Below are 15162 nucleotides of genomic sequence, written 5' to 3'. Positions count from 1 at the left end.
ATAAGGCGACAGCCGCCATCCGGCAACTGGCAATGCCTGATGGCAACGCTGACGCGTCTTATCAGGCCTACAAAGCTTATCCGGCCTGGAAAAATTAATTACCGTGCAAACGACGCGCGTCGATCACATCCGGCACCTGGTTGAGTTTACTGAGTACGCGCCCCAGCACTTGCAGGTTGTAAATTTCGATGGTCATATCGATGGTGGCGAGTTGCTGCCGGGTGTCGCTGCGGCTGGCCACCCCCAGCACGTTTACCTTCTCGTTAGCCAGAATGGTGGTGATATCCCGCAACAAGCCGCTGCGATCGTTGGCCTGAACGCGTACCACCAGCGAATATCCCGCAGAGTAGCTCTCGCCCCACACCGCATCCACGATACGTTCCGGTGCATGAGAACGCAGTTCCACAAGCTGTTCGCAGTCCGCCCGGTGTACGGAAATACCGCGCCCCTGGGTGATAAACCCGACAATCTCATCTCCTGGAATCGGCTGGCAGCAGCGCGCAATGTGGTGCATCAGGTTGCCGACCCCTTCCACCACCACGCGACCATCGTCTTTACGGCGATTCTGCGGAGCGTATGTTTTCTGCTGAAGCTGTTTCAGCGCGGCGGCATCCTGTTCGGCGGCGCTCGGCTTATTAAACTGCGATTGCAGGAAGTTCACCATCTGGTTAAGGCGAATATCCCCGCCGCCAATCGCCGCCAGCAGTTCCTCCAGCTCATTGAAGTTGTAGCGCGGCAGCAGGTGTTTTTCCGCCTCTTTCAGGCTGATGCCCAAATGCGCCAGTTCATCGTCGAGGATTTGCCGCCCGGCGAGAATGTTCTTGTCCCGATCCTGCTTGCGGAACCAGGCGTGGATTTTAGAACGACCACGGCTGGTCGTCACATAGCCCAGGTTCGGATTGAGCCAGTCCCGGCTAGGGTTTGGCTGCTTCTGGGTGATGATTTCAATCTGATCGCCCATCTGCAACTGATAGGTAAACGGCACGATACGCCCGCCGATTTTCGCCCCGATGCAGCGATGCCCCACATCGCTGTGGATATGGTAGGCGAAGTCAAGCGGCGTGGAGCCTGCGGGCAGATCCACCACATCGCCTTTTGGCGTAAAGACATACACCCGGTCGTCAAAGACCTGGCTGCGCACTTCATCCAGCATTTCGCCAGAATCCGCCATCTCTTCCTGCCAGGCGATCAGCTTACGCAGCCACGCAATTCTGTCTTCATGGCCCGTGCGTGCGCCCCCGGAGACCGCTCCCTCTTTGTACTTCCAGTGCGCCGCGACGCCTAGTTCGGCATCTTCGTGCATCTGTTTGGTACGAATCTGGATCTCAACGGTTTTACCGCCAGGGCCAAGTACCACCGTATGGATTGACTGGTAGCCATTAGGCTTCGGGTTGGCGACGTAATCATCGAACTCGTCCGGCAGATGGCGATAGTGCGTATGCACAATCCCCAGCGCGGCATAGCAGTCCTGCAAACGTTCAGCCACAATACGCACGGCGCGCACGTCAAACAGCTCATCAAACGCCAGATGCTTTTTCTGCATTTTGCGCCAGATGCTGTAGATGTGTTTCGGGCGGCCATAGACCTCCGCCTTCACACCTTCGGTTTTCATTTCAGAACGCAGATGCCCGACAAACTCTTCAATGTAATGCTCGCGGTCAATGCGGCGTTCGTGCAGCAGTTTGGCGATCCGCTTGTATTCCGCCGGGTGCAGATAGCGGAAGCAGTAATCTTCCAGCTCCCACTTCAGTTGCCCGATGCCCAGCCGGTTAGCCAGCGGAGCATAGATATTGGTGCACTCTTTCGCCGCCAGTACGCGTTCATCTTCCGGCGCGTCTTTAACCTCGCGCAGATGGGCGATACGTTCCGCCAGCTTGATGACCACGCAGCGGAAGTCGTCCACCATCGCCAGCAGCATCCGACGAACGTTATCCACCTGCTCGGAGGAGACGGAATCGTTATGCGTCGCTTTCAACTGACGAATCGCCGCCATATCGCGCACGCCGTGAATCAGATTGACGATCGATGTCCCCACGCTCTCGCGCAGGATATCTTCGCTGACAACATTGGCGTCAGCCAGGGGGAAGAGCAGCGCCGCCCGCAGCGTGTCGATATCCATACTTAACGTAGAGAGGATTTCCACCATCTCCACGCCACGCCACAGCAACAGTTCCGCATCGGGATGTCCTTGTGTCTGTTGCAGGCAATACGCCCAGGTTTCGGCTAAGCGTTCACACGACTGCTGGCTGGAGATACCCAGACTCGCGATCCATTTTTTCGGATCAAACTCACCAGCTTTATTAAGATGTGCACTTCTTACCGCAACCATTGTCCTCTCCTTAAGGGACCAGGCCTACCGAAGTCAGCAAGCCATGACTCATTACAAACGCTCAAACAACACCATTGATTCCAGATGCCCAGTGTGTGGGAACATGTCGAGCATCGCCAGCCGCTGAATTTGGTATCCGGCATTCAACAAGGCGTCGCTATCCCGTGCCAGCGTAGCAGGATTACAGGATACATAAACAATACGAATTGGTTTTAACTTTATAATGTGTTTCATCACGCCTGCCGCCCCGGCACGAGCGGGATCGAGCAAAATTTTGTCAAAACCATTTTTCGCCCATTGCTGCTTCGTGACATCTTCTTCGAGATTTTCGTGAAAGAATGTCACATTCTGTAATCCGTTACGCCGCGCGTTTTCCCGGCCTTTTTCCACCAGCGCCGGAACGCCTTCAACGCCCACAACGCTGGCGGCGCGCGTCGCCAGCGGCAGAGTAAAATTCCCCATGCCGCAGAACAGATCCAGAACCCGGTCGCCAGGTTGAATATCCAGCCATTCCAGCGCCCGGGCGACCATTTTCTGGTTCACCCCTTCGTTGACCTGAATAAAGTCGCGCGGGCTGAAGGTTAAGCGTAGCCCGTTTGAATCATACCAGGGCGTCTCCCCGGTAAGCGGTTCAAGTATGTCGCTTTGAGGGGCCAGAAACAGAGACAGTCCCTCAGAATGCGAAAAGCGTTCCAGTTTTTCTCTGTCTGCCGCGCTCAAGGGCGCCGTATGACGCAGCACCATCAGGGTGCCATTCCCCGCCTGTACCAGCTCGACATGGCCAAAGTGGCGGTTTCCTTGCAAACTTTCCAGACACGCCCTGACGCGAGGCAGCAGCGCCTCAAGCTGGGGCACCAGAATGGGGCACTGCCTGACATCCACGATATCGCTGGAGCCCGCCTTGCGAAATCCCATCTGCAATTGCTGAGTTTTAGGCAGATAATTCAGGCTTAAACGCGCACGGCGTCGATAGCCCCACGGCGTATCGGCGATCACCTCGGCGACATCGCATTTCATTAAGCGCGACAGCGCAGCGCTTTTGCTGCGTTGTTGCAGCGCGACGCTGGCATGCTGCTGCTGGCAGCCGCCACAGACGCCAAAGTGCGGGCAGCGCGGCGTTTCCCGTTCCGGGCTATCATTCAGGCGACGCTTAACTTGCGCGCGGGCGAACTGTTTTTTATCTTCGGTAATGACGACGTCGCCCTTTTCCTGGGGCAGTAATCCCGGTATAAACAGCGCCTTTCCATTATGGCGAGCCACGCCCTGACCAAAAGGATCGAGGTCATTGACCGTAACGGTTATGATCTGACGCGTCGTCACGCGTCGTTTTGCAGAGTAGAATTGCGCCATCGACGAGATATTTCTCAATTTAACAGTGTGACCCTAATTGTCCCATAACGGAACTCCATGACCAACTACAGCCTGCGCGCACGCATGATGATTCTGATCCTGGCCCCGACCGTCCTCATTGGTTTACTGCTCAGTATCTTTTTCGTTGTGCATCGCTATAACGACTTGCAGCGTCAACTGGAAGATGCTGGCGCCAGCATTATCGAACCTCTTGCGGTCTCCAGCGAATATGGCATGAACCTGCAAAACCGCGAATCAATCGGGCAGCTCATCAGCGTTCTCCATCGCCGCCACTCCGACATCGTGCGCGCCATTTCCGTTTATGACGAGAATAACCGGCTGTTTGTCACATCCAATTTCCATCTCGATCCGTCAGAAATGCAGCTCGCCACCGGGGAGCCGTTTCCCCGCAGGCTGAGCGTGACCCGCCACGGGGACATTATGATCCTGCGAACGCCGATTATCTCCGAAAGGTATTCGCCGGACGAATCCCCCGTAACAGACGCCAAAACGCCGAGAAATATGTTGGGATATGTGGCGCTTGAACTGGATCTCAAGTCCGTCCGCCTGCAACAGTACAAAGAGATTTTCATCTCCAGCGTGATGATGCTGTTCTGTATCGGCATTGCCTTAATTTTTGGCTGGCGTCTGATGCGCGACGTCACCGGCCCCATTCGTAATATGGTCAATACCGTTGACCGCATTCGTCGTGGGCAGCTCGACAGCCGCGTCGAGGGCTTTATGCTGGGCGAGCTGGATATGCTGAAAAACGGCATCAACTCGATGGCGATGTCGCTTGCCGCTTACCATGAAGAGATGCAGCATAATATCGATCAGGCCACTTCGGATCTGCGCGAAACGCTGGAACAGATGGAGATCCAGAACGTTGAACTGGATCTGGCGAAGAAGCGCGCTCAGGAAGCGGCGCGTATTAAGTCTGAGTTTTTGGCCAACATGTCGCACGAACTGCGCACGCCGCTTAACGGCGTGATTGGCTTTACCCGTCTGACGCTAAAAACCGAACTTAATACAACCCAGCGCGATCACCTCAATACTATCGAACGTTCGGCCAACAACCTGCTGGCGATCATCAATGACGTGCTCGATTTTTCCAAGCTGGAAGCGGGCAAGCTGATTCTGGAAAGCATTCCCTTCCCGCTACGCAGCACGCTGGATGAAGTGGTGACGCTGCTGGCGCATTCATCCCATGACAAAGGGCTGGAGCTCACGTTAAACATCAAAAATGACGTACCGGATAACGTCATCGGCGACCCGCTGCGCCTACAGCAGGTCATTACCAATCTGGTCGGTAATGCCATTAAATTTACCGAAAGCGGCAATATCGACATTCTGGTTGAAAAGCGCGCGCTCAGTAATACCAAAGTACAGATTGAAATCCAGATCCGCGATACCGGCATCGGCATTCCCGAGCGCGACCAGTCGCGTCTGTTCCAGGCTTTCCGCCAGGCGGACGCCAGCATTTCACGCCGTCATGGCGGAACCGGTCTGGGGCTGGTGATTACGCAAAAACTGGTCAATGAGATGGGCGGCGATATCTCATTCCACAGTCAGCCCAATCGCGGTTCCACTTTCTGGTTCCACATTAATCTCGATCTCAACCCGAATGTGATAAGCGACGCGCCGCCAACGCGCTGCCTGGTCGGAAAACGGCTGGCCTACGTCGAACCGAACGCCACCGCCGCGCAATGCACGCTGGATATGCTGAGCGACACGCCGCTGGAGGTGATCTACAGCCCGACGTTCTCAGCGTTGCCGCTGGATCACTACGATATCCTGCTCATCAGCGTTCCGGTGACCTTTAACGAACCGCTCACCATGCAGCAAGAACGGCTGGCAAAAGCCGCCGCCATGACGGACTTCCTGCTGCTGGCGCTGCCTTGCCATGCCCAGATTAACGCCGAAAAACTCAAGCAAGGCGGCGCGGCGGCCTGTCTGTTAAAACCGCTCACCTCAACGCGTTTACTGCCAGCGCTGACGGAATACTGCCATTTAAATCAGCATGTTGAACCGCTGCTGACGGATGAGAATAAAATCGCCATGACGGTAATGGCGGTCGACGATAACCCGGCCAACCTGAAGCTGATCGGCGCGCTGCTGGAGGACAAAGTCCAGCATGTAGAGCTTTGCGACAGCGGGCATCAGGCGGTGGAGCGGGCCAAACAGATGCAGTTTGATTTGATCCTGATGGACATTCAGATGCCGGATATGGACGGTATCCGCGCCTGTGAGCTGATTCATCAGCTTCCGCATCAGCAGCAAACGCCGGTGATCGCCGTGACGGCACATGCGATGGCGGGTCAGAAAGAGAAGCTGCTGAGCGCGGGGATGAATGACTATCTGGCCAAGCCGATAGAAGAAGAAAAGCTGCACAGCCTGCTGTTGCGCTATAAGCCGGGGGCCGTGGTAGCAACCCGATTACCCGCCGCTGAATCGACAGAGTTTATCGTCAACCCGAACGCAACGCTCGACTGGCAACTGGCGCTGCGCCAGGCGGCCGGAAAATCCGATCTGGCGCGGGATCTGCTGCAAATGCTCATCGACTTCCTGCCGGAAGTGCGTAACAAAATTGAAGAACAGCTGGTGGGAGAGGCGCCCGAAGGACTGGTGGATCTCATCCACACGCTGCACGGCAGCTGCGGCTACAGCGGGGTGCCGCGCATGAAAAACTTGTGCCAGTTAATTGAGCAGCAGTTACGCAGCGGCACCAAAGAAGAGGAGCTTGAACCCGAGTTTCTGGAGCTGCTTGATGAGATGGACAACGTCGCGCGCGAAGCAAAGAAAATATTAGGATGAGAGGATGCCGGATGGCGACGCTAGCGCGTCTTATCCGGCCTACAGGTGCGTGGCCGTAGGCCTGATAAGCGCAACGTGACCGGCCTACAGGTGCGTGACCGTAGGCCTGATAAGCGCAGCGCCATCAGGCAGTTAACGTAAATGCTGCCCCACGTTAAGGGTGGCGGCGATATTGCGCGCGGCCATGCGCACATTTTCTGCGGCATTCTCCAGCGCCTCATCCAGCGTACAGATGGTATAAATCACGCTGAAAACAGCATCCAGCCCATGTTGGTGTACAACACCCACATCTGCCGTCAGGCTACCTGCAATACCAATCACGGGCTTATTATGTCGTTTCGCGACCTTTGCCACGCCGACAGGCACTTTGCCGTGTATCGTTTGGCTGTCGATGCGCCCTTCTCCGGTAACAACCAGATCCGCATCAGCAACGCACTCCTCCAGATGCAAGGCATCGGTCACGATCTCAATGCCACGCCGTAACTCCGCGCCGCAAAACGCATATAATGCGGCCCCCAGACCGCCCGCCGCGCCGCCGCCCGCCAGTTCGAATACGTTAATATCCAGATCGCGGGAAATCAGCCGGGCATAGTGCGTCAGCGCGTCATCTAAGCGTTGAATCATCTCCGGCGTGGCGCCTTTTTGCGGACCAAATACCGCAGATGCCCCCTCTTTCCCGGTCAGCGGATTCGTGACATCGCAGGCGACTTCGATACGACACGCGGCAAGACGTTTATCAATACCGCTGATATCAATCTTTGAGAGCGCTTCCAGCGCCGCGCCGCCTTGCGTAATCTCCTGGTGCTGCGCATCCAGCAATTTCGCCCCCAGCGCCTGCACCATACCGGCGCCGCCGTCATTCGTCGCGCTACCGCCAAGGCCAATAATAATATGTTCCACCCCGGCATCGAGGGCGTGGCGAATTAACTCACCGGTTCCCCACGAGGTGGTTTTTAGCGGATCGCGTAATTGCGGTGGAACCAACTCCAGCCCGCTTGCGGCGGCCATTTCGATAAAGGCCGAACGTTCGTCGCCAGAAAGCCCATAAAATGCCCGCACGCTGTCGCCGAGCGGGCCCGTCACGTCAACATCAACAATTCGGCCTGCCGTGGCCTCGACCATCGCTTCAACCGTTCCCTCACCACCATCAGCAACCGGGAGTTTTACGTAATCCGCATCAGGCCAGATTTCACGAAACCCCTCCTCAATGGCGGTCGCTACCTCAAGAGCGCTCAAACTTTCCTTATAAGAGTCCGGTGCGATCACTATTTTCATAAAGCATCCTTACGCATGTTGACTGTACTAAGCATACACCAGGAGAAGAACCGACCCCATGACGAAACCGGTTCAATACAGTCAGCGCACCATGCACGGGCGCTTATTGTCGAATGTCCAGTTCGGGATCAGATACTGCATTCCCATCGCATCATCACGCGCACCCAGGCCGTGTTGCTGATACAACTCGTGCGCCTTCATCACCTGATCCATGTCAATCTCAACGCCAAGACCTGGTTTATCAGGCACCTGCACCATACCGCCTTTGATTTCAAACGGCTCTTTGGTCAGACGCTGATTACCTTCCTGCCAGATCCAGTGGGTGTCGATCGCGGTGATCTTGCCTGGCGCGGCGGCCGCCACATGCGTGAACATCGCCAGGGAAATATCAAAGTGGTTGTTGGAATGCGAACCCCAGGTCAGGCCGAACTCATGGCACATCTGCGCGACGCGAACTGATCCCTGCATCGTCCAGAAATGCGGGTCAGCCAGCGGAATGTCCACAGACTGCAAGGAGAGCGTATGCCCCATCTGACGCCAGTCAGTGGCGATCATATTGGTGGCCGTCGGCAGGCCGGTCGCGCGACGGAACTCCGCCATCACTTCACGACCAGAGAAACCCTGCTCCGCCCCGCACGGATCTTCCGCATAGGCCAGCGAGCCTTTCAGGTACTTACCGATTTGGATTGCTTCGTTCAGCGACCAGGCGCCGTTCGGGTCCAGCGTCACGCGGGCATTCGGGAAGCGTTTCGCCAGCGCTACAATGGATTCCGCCTCTTCATCTCCCGCCAGAACGCCGCCCTTCAGTTTAAAGTCGTTAAAGCCATACTTCTCGTATGCCGCTTCCGCCAGGCGGACGACCGCATCAGGAGTCATCGCCTCTTCGTGACGCAGACGATACCAGTCGCATTTCTCATCCGGCTGGCTCTGGTACGGCAGCGGCGTCGCTTTACGGTTGCCGACAAAGAACAGATAGCCAAGCATTTCCACTTCGCTACGCTGTTGCCCCTCACCCAGCAGGGATGCCACGTTAACCCCCAGGTGCTGGCCTAACAGATCAAGCAGCGCCGCTTCAATGCCGGTGACCACATGAATGGTGGTACGTAAGTCGAAGGTTTGTAAGCCGCGCCCGCCCGCATCACGATCGGCGAACTGATGACGCACGGCATTCAGCACGTTTTTGTACTCACCCAGCGTTTTACCCACCACCAGCGGGATCGCCTCTTCCAGCGTCTGGCGGATTTTCTCACCGCCAGGGATTTCCCCTACGCCGGTGTGACCAGAATTGTCTTTAATAATGACGATATTACGGGTGAAGAACGGCGCATGCGCCCCGCTCAGGTTCATCAGCATACTGTCATGCCCCGCAACCGGGATAACCTGCATAGCGGTAACAACAGGGGTCGTAAATTGTGTACTCATCATTCAGTCCTTATATGAATTAGCGACGGCCGAAAACGGGGCGTTTACGATCAAAAGTCCAGCCGGGGATCAGGTATTGCATCGGGCCTGCGTCATTGCGCGCGCCGCCGGGCAGTTTTTTGTAAGCGTCATGCGCTTTCTGCACCTGTTCCCAGTCCAGCTCCACGCCAAGACCCGGCGCATCCGGCACAGCAATTTTTCCGTCTTTAATTTCCAGCGGTTGCTTCGTCAGGCGACAATCGCCCTCCTGCCAGATCCAGTGGGTGTCAATCGCCGTCGGTTTACCCGGCGCGGCAGCGCCAACGTGAGTGAACATCGCCAGGGAAATATCGAAATGGTTGTTCGAATGGCAGCCCCAGGTCAGCCCCCAGTCATCGCATAATTGCGCCACGCGTACCGCGCCGGAGAGCGTCCAGAAATGCGGGTCGGCGAGCGGAATATCCACCGCGTTTAACATCACCGCATGGCCCATTTCACGCCAGTTGGTGGCAATCATGTTGGTCGCGACTGGCAGCCCCGTCGCACGACGGAACTCCGCCATCACTTCACGCCCGGAGAATCCTTGTTCTGCGCCACACGGATCTTCAGCATACGTGAGCACATCGTTCAGCCCTTTACACAGCGCGATGGCTTCATCCAGCAGCCAGGCGCCGTTTGGGTCAACCGTGATTCGCGCATCCGGGAAGCGTTTTTTCAGCGCGCGGGCCGTGTCGATCTCCTGCTCGCCGGGCAACACGCCGCCCTTCAGTTTGAAATCTTTAAAGCCGTAGCGATCCTGCGCCGCCTGCGCCAGATGCACAACCGCGTCGCTGGTGAGCGCTTCCTGATGGCGCAGGTGATACCAGTCATGATTGCCCGGCGTTTTTTCGAGATAAGGCAAATCCGTTTTGGTGCGATCGCCCACGTAGAAAAGGTAGCCCAGCACAGTCACCGCATCGCGCTGTTTGCCCGGCCCTAACAGTTCGCACACCGGTACATTCAGCGCTTTGCCCAGCAGATCCAGCAGCGCCGCTTCCAGCGCCGCTACCGCATTCACCCGCAGTTCAAAAGTCCAGGCGCCTTTACCAAAGGTATCAAAGTCGGCAGCCTGATTACCTTTATGCACCTGTTGCACCACTTTATTCAGGCGGGCCACTTCCTGGCCTAAAACCATCGGAATCGCATCCACCAGCGTCTGGTAAATCACCTCGCCGCCGGGCGCTTCACCCACGCCGGTGTTACCGGCGTTATCGGTGAGGACGACGATATTGCGCGTGAAATACGCGTTATGCGCCCCACCGATGTTGAGTAACATACTGTCATGTCCGGCCACCGGAATGACTTTCATATCGGTAATGACGGGACTTGATTGCGTTGTCATATTTATTGTCCTGCTACAGGTTTCAGTTCGATGCGTTTAATATCCCCGACCAGCACGAGGTAACTCAGTACCGCCACCAGCGCATGGACGCCAACGTAAATCAGCGCGCCATTGAACGAGCCGGTCGTGCCGACGATGTAGCCAATCGCAATTGGCGTTACGATGCCGGAAATATTGCCAAACATGTTGAATAAGCCGCCGCTCAAGCCGCTGATCTCTTTCGGCGCGGTGTCCGCCATGACTGCCCAGCCCAGCGCGCCAATGCCTTTACCGAAGAAGGCCAGCGCCATGAAGCCGATAATCATCCATTCGACGTTGACGTAATTACAGAACACCATCACCATCGACAGCAGCATCCCCATCACGATCGGCGTCTTACGGGCGATGTTCAGCGAGCCGGTACGACGCATCAGCCAGTCGGAAATAATGCCGCCCAGCACGCCGCCCACGAAGCCGCAAATAGCCGGGACGGAAGCGACGAACCCCGCTTTCAGAATCGACATGCCACGCGCCTGCACCAGATAAACCGGGAACCAGGTGATAAAGAAATAGGTCAACGCATTAATGCAGTACTGGCCGATATAGACGCCGATCATCATGCGGGAACCCAGCAGCTGTTTGATTTGGCCCCATTTCACGCTAAACGGGACTTTCACCTTCGTATCTTTCTGATCCATATTGATCAGCGCGCCGCCTTCAGCAATGTACTCCAGCTCTTTTTTGTTAACGCCGGGATGCTGGTTTGGTTCATGGATCACTTTCAGCCAGATAAAGCTGATCACGATCCCCAGACCGCCCATAAAGAAGAAGACATGCGACCAACCCACTTCATGGGTCAGCCAGCCCATGATTGGCGCAAAGATAACGGTGGCAAAGTATTGCGCGGAGTTGAAAATCGCCACCGCCGTTCCCCTCTCCTGCGCCGGGAACCAGGCCGCGACGATTCGGCTGTTGCCGGGGAAAGATGGCGCTTCGGCCAACCCGACCAGGAATCGCAGGGTAAACAGCGCCACGATGATGCCAAAACCGCTGAAGATATCCACAAAGCCCTGTAACAGGGTAAACATGGACCAGATAAAGATGGACCAGAAGTAGACACGTTTAGAACCAAAACGGTCGAGCAGCCAACCGCCGGGAATTTGCCCGATCACGTAGGCCCATGAGAAAGCGGAGAACACGTACCCCATGCCTACCGGGTCGAGACCAATATCTTTGGCCATTTCCGATCCGGCAATGGACAATGTGGCGCGGTCGCCATAGTTGAAGGATGTGACGATAAACAGCATCACCACTATCCAGTAGCGGGCATTGGTGCGTTTTTCCGCGCCGCTCACCGCGTGACTTAATGAACTCATTGTTGCACTCCTGAATTTTCGCGTTATCTACGCTCACTCTGAACTGCACAACCGGTAGGGAATCAGAGATGACGTTTCGTGTTTTTTTGCAGCTTTTTATGAGGTCGTTTGCCTTGTGTACTGCATTTTTAATAACTGGCACGAGAAGTATAAAAAGCACACCTCGCACTCTCACCGTGCAACAACACAGTATTTCGGCAGCGTATCACGTATGTTTGTGGCAAAAGCCCAGGGCAATGGAAGCCACTTCACGGAAATGAAAAACGAAGAGGTAAACAGACAGGGTGCGAGAAGCAAAAGAAGAGGAGTGTGAAACGGGTCGCTTGACCCTATGAAAATGCCTCTGAAAACCCTTTCGTATGAAAGGGTTTTAGGGCACATGCCTGATGGCGCCACGCTTATCAGGCCAACAGACTGCGCATGTAGACCGGACGTCGCCATCCGGCTGGGTTTTGCTCAGGAGAGCAATGTTCCCCAGTTTTCGACCCAGGGGTTGGATTCGCTCTCCGGCTCCGGGTGTTCGCTGGCGTCAATCAACAGCATCTCCCCAACACGCTGCGCGCTTTGCTCCTGTAACAGCGCATCGAACTGTTTGCCGCCATTGCAAAAATTAACGTAGCTGCTGTCGCCCAGCGCAATCACGCCGTAACGCAGATTTGGCTGAAAACCGAGATTGTCCTTTATTCCCTGGAATAGCGGCACAATGCTGTCCGGGAGATCGCCCTGACCCGTCGTCGATGTCACAACCAGCACAACTTTATCCAGATACGGCTGCCAGTCGCTCAGTTGCGGATCTTCAAAGACGGTTGCTTTATGCCCCTGCGCGGTAAGGATCGCCTCGGCCTCTTCGGCAACCAACAGCGAGTTTCCATACATGGTGCCGACAAAAATACCAATTTCCGCCATTAACGTTTTCTCCCTGATTTAAGCCTGATTATTTTCATCCTGCCGGGACAACGCACTAAACTCAACCCTTTCATTCTCAGGGAGAAGTCCGCGCCAGCCAAACTGTGATAACGCCTGCATCCAGACGTCGTCCAGACCGGCGCGCAGGATCAGCGGTTCACCGGTAAAGGGGTGGGTAAGCGTCAGTTGACTGGCATGCAACATTAAGCGCTGGCAACCAAAATGCTCTGCGGCGCTGCGATTCTGACGTAAATCGCCGTGTTTGCTGTCGCCGATAATCGGATGGCGTAAATGCGCGAGATGACGTCTGAGCTGGTGTTTACGGCCCGTTTTCGGCTCCAGCTCCACCAGGCCGTAGCGGGTTGTCGGATAACGCCCGGTCGCCACCGGCATTTCGACCGTCGCCAGCCCCCGGTAATGGGTCACGGCAGGCTGCGGGCCTTTATCCTCGCGGGCAAATTTATCGGCAATCTTATCCAGTTCTTCCACCAGCGGATAATCCAGAACGGCCTCATCCATTAACCAGCCGCGCACAATCGCATGGTAGCGTTTCTGAATCTGATGCTGCTCAAACTGCTGCGCCAGCAAGCGCCCCGCTTCGCTGGAAAGCCCCATCAGCAGAACACCGGAAGTCGGCCTGTCGAGCCGGTGGGCGGTAAAGACGTGCTGACCAATCTGGTCGCGTACGGTTTGCATCACCACGACTTTTTCGTCGCGATCCAACCAGCTGCGGTGAACCAGCCAGCCAGACGGTTTATTCACCGCCACCAGCCATTCATCCTGATAGAGGATTTCCAGCATCAGACGTTATCGCGCGTAAACAGCGCGTCCAGATCCTGCAATGTCGTCAGGATCACCTCGCGTTGAGGATGATCGGCCGTCAGCACCATTTCATAATACGGCGCGACAGCAAAGGCTTGCGGAAGCGGCTGCGCGTTATCGAGCAACGCGTGCATACGGGGGATCAGCACCCATTGCAGCCATTCAAGCGGTTCCATCGTATCCATACAAAAAGGTTGCGTGCTGGTAAACAGGTGGGCCTGCGGCTCGTCCATCCGCCAGTGATGATGTTCACGCAGCAGGGCTTCCAGCGCGTGGAGTTGCTGGCGCACACGGTCATGAGTCGTCATGAAATTAACCTCAGTGATGAAAAACTGGCGCGAAGGATAGCATCAGTGAAGACGAAATAAAAAAAAGGGAGCACTGTAAAAACAGTGCTCCCGGTTCGTTTCGCAGCATTCCGGCTACTTTTGGTGCTCCCTGCTCATCCGTGACAACTTTTCCTGTGGTCTTGCGACCTGCTCATCCTGAACAATTTGCATCCTGCTCACATCACCCCGATGTGAATCGACTTCATCCTGAAGTATCCTGGCCATCCTGACCCACCGAACATCCTGCCCGGCTCTCGTTCTCCGTCCTGGAGGTGTCCCTTAACGCATCCGGCGTTTTCCACTTTGCTTCATCCTGAAGCCTGTCCTTGTAACACCATCCTGGCGTGTCCTGCTGAAGCGCCATCATCCTGACGTTCGCTTCGTTGTGCGACTCCTTGTCGACAGGTATAGAATCGCCTGTTTCGCCTTGTCTTACAAGACACTTACAGACAATGCCTTAAGGATATTTTCATATGAAAGGCAGGATTGTTAACTCAACTCATTAATATTAAAGGAATTATAGTTAACACCATGAGATAAGTATTCGCTTATTATCTGGCGATCTCTCACAGGGTATGTAAGAGATCTCTCACACGGTGTCTGGCAAAGTGGATTACAGAAGCGGCTTAAGCTGAGTCAGGAATTCCGCAAGAGAGGCGGCCAGAACGGTACGATTGCGCGTTCCCAGGGTCTCTTTGCAAACTTCCCCAGAGAGATTACACACCGAAATGACCTCAAGTTCATTTTCCAGCGTGGCGATAAAAAGCGTAGGCGGTAACTTGAGACGCTTCTGCGTGACCAGATGGCCGATCAGGTTTTCCTGAACGCGTCTGAAGTCATCTGCGCTCCATGTTTGCAGCAGCGTCAGCTTTTCATTCGCGAACTGCGCGTACATATCCCCGGCAAATTGCGTGGTGTAAAAAGCATGGACCGCAGGTTGTATCACAATATCAAATGCGCGTTCAACCGCGTTTACATTCGCCTCGCCTTCAAACGGCTGCGGCTGCCAGTAAACGGCATCGCTGGTCGAAGAGATAATGCACGGGGAAGGCACGCCATACAGCTCTTCGCTGAGCGGCCAGCTGTTGTGTTTCTCATGCCATGCGTCGCAATAACGCGTCGTAAATGCCGTCAGGGCTTGCGATGTCAGTTCGTCCACCGATTTCTCTCTTCATAAAAGCCAGGATACACTTGACGCAT

The 15162-nt window shown here is 55.5% G+C and carries 11 protein-coding genes; 1 reads left to right on the top strand and 10 read right to left on the bottom strand.

The window, feature by feature from the left end; translation table 11 throughout:
• Positions 1 to 94 precede the first annotated feature (94 nt).
• Positions 95 to 2329 (bottom strand): GTP diphosphokinase, encoded by a 2235-nt coding sequence (relA, locus tag FD428_RS04485; RefSeq protein ID WP_012134892.1) that lies wholly within the window; start codon positions 2327 to 2329, stop codon positions 95 to 97.
• 51 nt (positions 2330 to 2380) lie between these two features.
• Positions 2381 to 3679, bottom strand: a complete 1299-nt coding sequence (rlmD, locus tag FD428_RS04480; protein WP_114848683.1) for a 23S rRNA (uracil(1939)-C(5))-methyltransferase RlmD — start codon at positions 3677 to 3679, stop codon at positions 2381 to 2383.
• A gap of 57 nt (positions 3680 to 3736) precedes the next feature.
• Here rlmD and barA point away from each other — a divergent pair, with 57 nt between their 5' ends.
• Complete coding sequence (barA, locus tag FD428_RS04475) at positions 3737 to 6493, top strand: two-component sensor histidine kinase BarA (RefSeq protein WP_049009494.1); 2757 nt, start codon at positions 3737 to 3739, stop codon at positions 6491 to 6493.
• Positions 6494 to 6625: 132 nt separating this feature from the next.
• Here barA and FD428_RS04470 read toward each other — a convergent pair whose 3' ends face one another.
• The 8 genes from FD428_RS04470 to syd all read right to left on the bottom strand — a co-directional run bounded on the left by FD428_RS04470 (position 6626) and on the right by syd (position 15121).
• Positions 6626 to 7768: a glycerate kinase gene (locus FD428_RS04470; RefSeq protein WP_047461590.1), complete on the bottom strand. Its 1143-nt coding sequence runs from the start codon at positions 7766 to 7768 to the stop codon at positions 6626 to 6628.
• An 81-nt stretch (positions 7769 to 7849) separates the two neighbouring features.
• Positions 7850 to 9190, bottom strand: coding sequence for a glucarate dehydratase (gene gudD, locus FD428_RS04465; protein WP_024130902.1), 1341 nt, complete (start codon positions 9188 to 9190; stop codon positions 7850 to 7852).
• Between the two features lie 19 nt (positions 9191 to 9209).
• Positions 9210 to 10550, bottom strand: coding sequence for an enolase C-terminal domain-like protein (locus FD428_RS04460; RefSeq protein WP_012134897.1), 1341 nt, complete (start codon positions 10548 to 10550; stop codon positions 9210 to 9212).
• A 2-nt stretch (positions 10551 to 10552) separates the two neighbouring features.
• Entirely contained in the window at positions 10553 to 11905 is a 1353-nt protein-coding gene (gene gudP, locus FD428_RS04455) for a galactarate/glucarate/glycerate transporter GudP (protein ID WP_012134898.1), read from the bottom strand.
• A 456-nt stretch (positions 11906 to 12361) separates the two neighbouring features.
• Positions 12362 to 12811, bottom strand: coding sequence for a flavodoxin (locus FD428_RS04450; RefSeq protein WP_012134900.1), 450 nt, complete (start codon positions 12809 to 12811; stop codon positions 12362 to 12364).
• Between the two features lie 18 nt (positions 12812 to 12829).
• Positions 12830 to 13612: a tRNA pseudouridine(65) synthase TruC gene (gene truC, locus FD428_RS04445; protein ID WP_047461581.1), complete on the bottom strand. Its 783-nt coding sequence runs from the start codon at positions 13610 to 13612 to the stop codon at positions 12830 to 12832.
• Positions 13612 to 13941, bottom strand: coding sequence for a YqcC family protein (locus tag FD428_RS04440; protein ID WP_114848805.1), 330 nt, complete (start codon positions 13939 to 13941; stop codon positions 13612 to 13614). Before FD428_RS04440 ends, truC begins: the two co-directional genes overlap by 1 nt.
• Before the next feature lie 634 nt (positions 13942 to 14575).
• The gene (syd, locus tag FD428_RS04435) at positions 14576 to 15121 is read right to left on the bottom strand and encodes a SecY-interacting protein (RefSeq protein WP_114848806.1); all 546 of its coding nucleotides are present in this window, start codon (positions 15119 to 15121) and stop codon (positions 14576 to 14578) included.
• Between the last annotated feature and the right edge of the window lie 41 nt (positions 15122 to 15162).

The sequence above is a fragment of the Citrobacter sp. TBCP-5362 genome, from assembly GCF_005406305.1.
Taxonomy (GTDB): Bacteria; Pseudomonadota; Gammaproteobacteria; order Enterobacterales; family Enterobacteriaceae; genus Citrobacter_B; species Citrobacter_B koseri.
This window is presented reverse-complemented; position numbering and strand designations above follow the sequence as displayed.